The following is a 6,766-nucleotide window of genomic DNA, read 5'->3' as shown; positions in this document are numbered from 1 at the left end:
CGGCACCGAGAGATTCTGCGCCAGGCACGCCCTGCTCCGCTGCATAAGCCTTCAGCGCAACAGCCGCCTTGAACACAAGGTCCTTTTCTACCGGATAGTCCTGAGGATTGTTGTAGGTCAGCACAATCTGGCCATCTGCACGAACTTCGGCAGAAACCGTATCGCCAGCATCTACGGTCTGGAACACCGTTCCCAGGTCGTGATAACCGTCCTCACGCTTGCGGATGACATCAAGAAACAAATTGATTTTCGAAGGAGCGTATTCTTTCATAACAATTAATAACTTCGTTATTTTTGATAATGCGCCTCGGTCATAAAAATAAGTAAGCTTATTTTTGCGACACTCGGCTTAGTTATCAATTAATAATTAACAGTTAACAATTAACAATGTAGATAATGGCGCTTCGCGCCCACATAAGACGGCGAAGTCGTGATTAAAATTCATTGTTAATTATTCATTTTTCATTGTTCATTACCTAAAGGTTCCTGAGCGTTCCAGTTGCATCAGTTCATCCATGCCCACAAGCATGGCGCGAGGCTTGGAGTTACCCTTGCTGGGACCGCAGACACCTAGACCATACAGCTGGTCCACAATCTTGCCCGCGCGGCTATAGCCTACACTAAAGTGACGTTGCACTGCAGAAGTGGAAAGACCGCTAACTTCAACAGCCCAGCAGGCCACCTCAAACAGCAGCGGGTCAAGCTTACCCAGATTCTTTCCGCCACCTTCCCCATCTTCGTCGCCCTCACCACCTTCGGAAACATCGAAGGATTCCACCTGAGGATAATAGACGTTCTGGTTGGAGCAGGCGTCTGCCAGTTTTTCGGCTTCTTCGTCACTGAGGAATGCTCCGTGTACGCGAACCGGATCCGGATCGTTCACGGCCTTGAACAGCATGTCGCCACGTCCCAGAAGCTTTTCGGCGCCAGCATGGTCCATGACGGTACGTGCATCGATCTGGGACGCCACCTTGAAGCTGATTCGCGTAGGCAAGTTCGCCTTGATAATACCCGTAATCACCTTCACGGAAGGACGCTGGGTTGCAAGTACCAAGTGAATACCCACGGCTCGAGCCTTTGCAGCCAGGCGAGCCACGGACTTTTCGATTTCCTTGCCAGCAACCATCATAAGGTCAGCCATTTCATCGATAATCACCACAATGAACGGCATGCGATGGCCCTTGTCTTCGTCGGGGATATCGTCAGGAAGTTCGCCAGCTTCATACTTGGCATTAAAGCCACCGATGTTACGAACCTTAGCCGTCGCAAGAACTTCGGTACGGCGATCCATTTCGTAGCACAGCCACTGCAGGGCCTGGATTGCAATTTCAGGTTTGGTAATCACAGGAGCCAGCAAGTGCGGAATGCTTTCGTACATCTTGAGTTCCACAGCCTTGGGGTCCACCAAAATCATGCGAAGTTCGTCGGGCGTCTTGCTGAACAACATACTTGCCATAAGGGCGTTAATGCAGACAGACTTACCGGAACCGGTCTGACCAGCAATGAGCAAATGAGGAGCCTTTGCCAAGTCCATGGTAAAGGCTTCGCCAGTAATATCCTTACCCAAAGCCACCTGAATCTTGTCGGGAGTGGGAGCGAACTTTTCGCTTTCAAACACATCCTTACTGTACACAGTCTGGAACTTACGATTGGGGATTTCGATACCCACCGCAGCCTTACCCGGAATGGGAGCCAAAATGCGAACGGAAGATACACGTAGCGGCATGGCCAGGTCTTCTTGCAAAGCGGTAAAGCGGCTTACCTTTACGCCAGGACCCGGTTCCACTTCAAAGCGGGTAATCATAGGGCCTGTTTCGCAACCAATGACGCGACCCTTCACCTTGAAGTTTTCCAACTTTTCTTCAAGCATCTTACCGATAGCATTCAGTTCATCTTCGGTATAATCAGCAGTCTGAACTTCGTGGTCGTTGAGGATTTCAGAAATGGACGGAACCTTATAGGTATCAAAGTGTGCCGTTGGGTCTGGCTGAGGAATGGATGCCCCATGGCCAGCAGCAATCGTCCCGTCTTCGTTGGCGTCGGCACCATAGACCACCGGAGTAAAGGTGTCATCCTGACCTTCCGCAGGAGAATCAAAACCATCGTTGTCAAAGTCTTCGTTTCCGGAAGTTGTCATGTCGTCCCGTCTAGCGCCATCACCGCCCAGAAGGTCTTCCGCGTTGATAGTCCTTTCGACTGACGAAGTCTTCATGGTCTCACGAGAGGCAACTTCCTCGCAAGACATACCGGCAACAACCGTAGAATCAGCTCCTGCAACAACGGTGGCATCGGTTCCAGCAACCATGGTGGGTTCTGCTGCGACCTCCGCAGCGGCAGCTACTTCAGGAGCATTTCCCTCACTACGGCGGACATCGCCCTTAACCTGCATACGACCCTTATGGCCCCTTTCCCAATCAATCAGGTCGCGAGCGCGACGCAATGCAGCAATCTTTTCCTTGACTTCAACTATTTCAAGGGCGTTCATGTGACGTTCATTAAGGCGCAGGAACTCCTGCAGACGTGCAATTTCAGGATCTTCACCGCCGGCGGTTTCCGCTGCAGCCAAGGTGGGAGCAGCACTTGCGCCGGCAGCAATTGTTGCGCCAGCGTCTTTTTCTGCTTCCGGAATTTCGCCAGGCATTTCTTCGACATTATTGATATCAAGGTCGTTTTCAAGCCAGTTGTTTCTACCGCTAAAGGGGACCACCTTCCCCTTGCGGCGAATCTTGAATTCATCCGGTTCAAGCATTACAGTATTGTCATCCATGGTCACACCACGGGGCAATCCTCTCACACCTCTATCGGAACTGGCTTTTGCCTTGCGAACATGTTCGTCGTCACCATAATCTGAGTCGAGTTCCACAACATCGGGTTCCAAGACAGGTTTCTTGGCAAAAACAGATTTGAGCCAACTTGTTCCCTGGGCAACAAAACGGAAGTGCCTAGGACGCAGACCAAACGAGAGAACAAGAATCAAGACCAAACAAACAAGAAGAATACAAAGAGGAGCAATGCTGGATGCAGTGCCAAAAACAGGAATGGCAATATTCTGCGTAAAGAACTGGCCAAGAACACCGCCATTCAAAAGCAAAACATCCTTGGAAACCTGGGAAACCCCATAACTCTTAAGCGCAAGAAGGAATGACAAATCCAACGATAGAAGGGTCATACCCAAAGCATAGCGTATCACACGGCTCCGGAAACCAGCAAAGGCAAGGCCAACACCCCAGAGAACCAGAGACACCGTAAAGAAAAGCACAGAAACCTTACCGAACAGGAAGGTTACCGCATTGGGAATCATTGCTCCCAGGTATGGGCCAAGCCAGTTACCCTTGGAACCGCTATAAACCGAGCTGACGCACCCCAAAAGGAGCAACACACCAACTATCAGCAAAAACCAGCCGGCAAGAACAAGACCAAAGCCCTGTTCGCCCTCGCTCAAAGCACCTTTGCCAGAATTTTTAGTCGATTTAGAACCTTTACCAGAGCCCTTTGCCCTGGATGACGTTTTCTTTTTTTGAGTAGCCAAGACTCCTCCGAAATTTTACTCCATAAATATAGTCTATAAATTTGTCATCAAAATGACAGAAAGCATATTCTTGTTATCTTTAACCATATGCGTAAGATTTCTAAGAAAACCAAGAAAGTCTTCTTTGGTATTGCAATTTCCACAATCGTGGTTTCCTTCATCCTCGTTTTTGGTAGTACCCAAAACGACATTACCGGAACAACCCGAAACACAGCTGAAAAACTGGAATACCTATTCTACGATTTGTTCTTCAAGCTGGACACCTACATTGAAGAAAACCGCGTTAGTGAAAGCGCCAAGATCAAGACCACCGGAAGCTACGATCCGGGCATTTTGATTGTGGACATTGACGAACCAGCGCTTGCCAAGCTTGGCAACTATAATGAATGGGACCGTTCCATTCACGCAAACGTAGTCAAGAACCTGAGCAACGGCGGTGCAGCGGCTATCGGTTTCGATATTTTGTTCAAGAATGCGGACTTCGGTAAGTTGAAAGCCAGTCAAGCAATGAAGATTCTTGGCGATGTCGCCCCCGAATCCGAATGGGATTCCATCTACCCAGAAATTCTCGCAGCCTACAACTATGATTCAATGCTCGTCGACGCTGTTAGAGAAAGCAAGGTTTCCATCGTCTGCGACATGTTCGACGATTCCAAATCCTATAAGCACGAATCTCAATGGCGCCCTCTCAGTAGCGAAATGCGAGTTCAGGAAATTGGACTGAAATCCACCATCCGAAACGAGCAGGTCGACACCTTGGAACATATTGAGCCCAAGGATCTTCTCGACAACGTGTTCCCCGAATTGGCTCAGGCCGGTAAATTCATCGGCTCTGTAAACGCCTACCCGGACAACGATGGTACCGTACGCCATGTCAGCATGTTCTACCGATTCCCCAACCCCTTTATCGATGCTACGGAAGACACCTCCCTAGTTGAAATCGGTCGAATTGATTCAAGCCATATCTATTCCACAATGTCGCTCATGACGATTCTTCATTTGTTCCACCTTGATCCCAAGGACATGAAGATTAAAGTCGGAAAGTATATCGAACTAGGCAAGTCATTTGGCGTGTACAGGGATTCTAGTGGAGAGCTTCATACCACTTATCCTAATTTCAGTTACCCCATGTTCCTAGCCCTGCACGAAAAACTGAACACCAAGGGTTTCAAGCATGAAGCGTCCAAGAATATCGCAGACATTTCCTCCAAGATCGTTGTTCAGAAAGCAAATGACGGAACTTTGTATTTCCAGCTGTTCGAAGGTCAACATCTAGACGAAAACTTCTCTGAAGCCCTGCTTCATATTACCTCGGCAACTCTTGATTCCGTGGAAAAGGGCAGCACCCATTCCCTTTCCAACAACCTTGTGTTGAAGTACGACGAAGAAGACGAGTCCGGAAACCGATTCCTCATCGTAGATGAAGAAGAGGACGAGGAAATCGCCATCAACGCCTACATTGTCAAGACAATCAACTACTTCAAGGACAGCATAGACAGAATTCCAGACGGCAAGATTGTCCATCTTTCCATGGACATGGATCTCCGCTACGACAAGGGCGACAAGCGTTGGCTTTCTACCCAGCCGATTCTCTCTGACGCCATCATCAAGGATATCGAAAACACAAGTCTTGGCGTCATCAACAATCTGAAACCCGGAGAGGAATACCGTTTCGGCCCCGTCAAGAGGATTCCCATTGACAGATACGGCAAGTATCAAATCAAGTACAAGGGACACTACAACACCGACGAATCTGCAAGAACCTTCCAGCACCTTTCCTACTATGATGTATATAAGCAGCGCGTCGACCCCAGTTTCTACCAAGGTAAAATATTCATTCTCGGATCTGCGGCAGCAGCCCTATTCGACTTTGTGCCTGCAGCCCACGAAGAAAACTACCCGGCAGTACTGATCCACGCAACCATCATCAAGAACATTTTGGAAGACGACTATATCGTTACCCTGGTGGACAAGTACCAAACAATCATTATCATCCTGCTTTCCATCCTCTGCTTGGCACTTGGTCTTTATTTCAAGAGCTACATATCCATTACCCTGTCTCTTGTGATCATGCTTGTCTACTCCGTAATCGCCTTCCGCTACTTCGAAGGCGGGCTATACCTAGGCATGTCCAGACAGCTAACGGCAATGCTTTTGACAAACATTTCCGCACTGGTGGTTCAGTTCTACTTTGAAAATAAGGAAAAGAACTTCATCAACAATGCGTTTAAGCAGTACATATCTCCGGAACTGATCGACGCCATGGTGAACCAGGAAATCATGCCGACCCTGGGTGGTGAAAAGTCCAACATCAGTGCCTACTTTACCGATATTGCAAGCTTCTCCACCTTCTCCGAAAAGATCGGCGACCCGAGTAAGCTGGTTGAACTTCTGAATGAATACCTTACAGCCATGACTGACACCCTGCTTGAAAACAAGGGCACCTTGGACAAGTACGAAGGTGACGCCATTATCGCATTCTTCGGAGCGCCCATGCCCCTTGAAAACCACGCACAGAGTGCCTGCTACTCCGCAGTCAAGATGCAGAGAAAGCTCATGGAACTTCGTCACAAGTGGGCTAGCGAAGGCAACAAGTGGCCCAAGGTAGTTCATGACATGCACATGAGAATCGGCATCAACTCCGGTGACATCGTGACAGGTAACATGGGTTCTACCATGCGTAAGAACTACACCATGATGGGTGACGCCGTGAACCTGGCAGCACGTCTCGAAAGTGCCGCAAAGCAGTATGGCGCCTATATCCAGATTAGCGAAGACACCCAGAAGAACCTGGAAGAAGGCCGCTTCATCTACCGTTCCCTGGATACAGTCCGCGTGGTGGGCAAGAGCCTTCCGGTAAAGACCTTCGAACTTCTGGAAAAGGCCGGCTGCGAAAACGAGGAACAGTTGAAGCAGTTGGTAGCCATCTGGGAAAAGGCCCGCGACTGCTATCTGGCAATGAAGTGGGACGAAGCAATCGCACTCTTCACCCAGTGTCTTGACCTGGAACCCCATCATCCTGAACGCGATCCGGGTAGCAAGACTACGCCTTCTCACGTCTACATCAAGCGCTGTGAAGCCTACAAGGTCAACCCGCCGGTGGCCGAAGGCGAAACCTGGGACGGCGTCTTCACCGCTACCGAAAAATAACGGCAAAACAATTCATCAAAAAAGGCCTCGGTTTTGAACTGACCCCAAAAAGTTGGACAGTTTAAAGTTAGGATAAAACTGCGTAAT

Annotated in this window: 3 protein-coding genes; 1 reads left to right on the top strand and 2 read right to left on the bottom strand. The window is 49.1% G+C overall.

The window, feature by feature from the left end:
* Together MJZ26_14420 and MJZ26_14415 are read right to left on the bottom strand one after the other, a co-directional pair.
* Nucleotides 1-271, bottom strand: a 271-nt coding sequence (locus tag MJZ26_14420) for a hypothetical protein (protein ID MCQ2106972.1), incomplete at its 3' end; no start/stop codon positions are given.
* 201 nt (nt 272-472) lie between these two features.
* The gene (locus tag MJZ26_14415) at nt 473-3,529 is read right to left on the bottom strand and encodes a DNA translocase FtsK (GenBank protein MCQ2106971.1); all 3,057 of its coding nucleotides are present in this window, start codon (nt 3,527-3,529) and stop codon (nt 473-475) included.
* Between the two features lie 87 nt (nt 3,530-3,616).
* Between MJZ26_14415 and MJZ26_14410 the strand changes: the two genes are divergently transcribed.
* Nucleotides 3,617-6,679 (top strand): CHASE2 domain-containing protein, encoded by a 3,063-nt coding sequence (locus tag MJZ26_14410; protein ID MCQ2106970.1) that lies wholly within the window; start codon nt 3,617-3,619, stop codon nt 6,677-6,679.
* Nucleotides 6,680-6,766: the final 87 nt, after the last annotated feature.

It is taken from the genome of Fibrobacter sp. (genome assembly GCA_024398965.1).
In the GTDB taxonomy this organism is placed as follows: domain Bacteria; phylum Fibrobacterota; class Fibrobacteria; order Fibrobacterales; family Fibrobacteraceae; genus Fibrobacter.
Note: the sequence above shows the minus strand (reverse complement) of the source record. Positions and strands in the feature narration are given on the sequence as shown.

Excerpts from the sequence above, each read along its gene's own strand:
- MJZ26_14410 (MCQ2106970.1), top strand. The coding sequence starts at position 3,617 with ATGCGTAAGATTTCTAAGAAAACCAAGAAAGTCTTCTTTGGTATTGCA.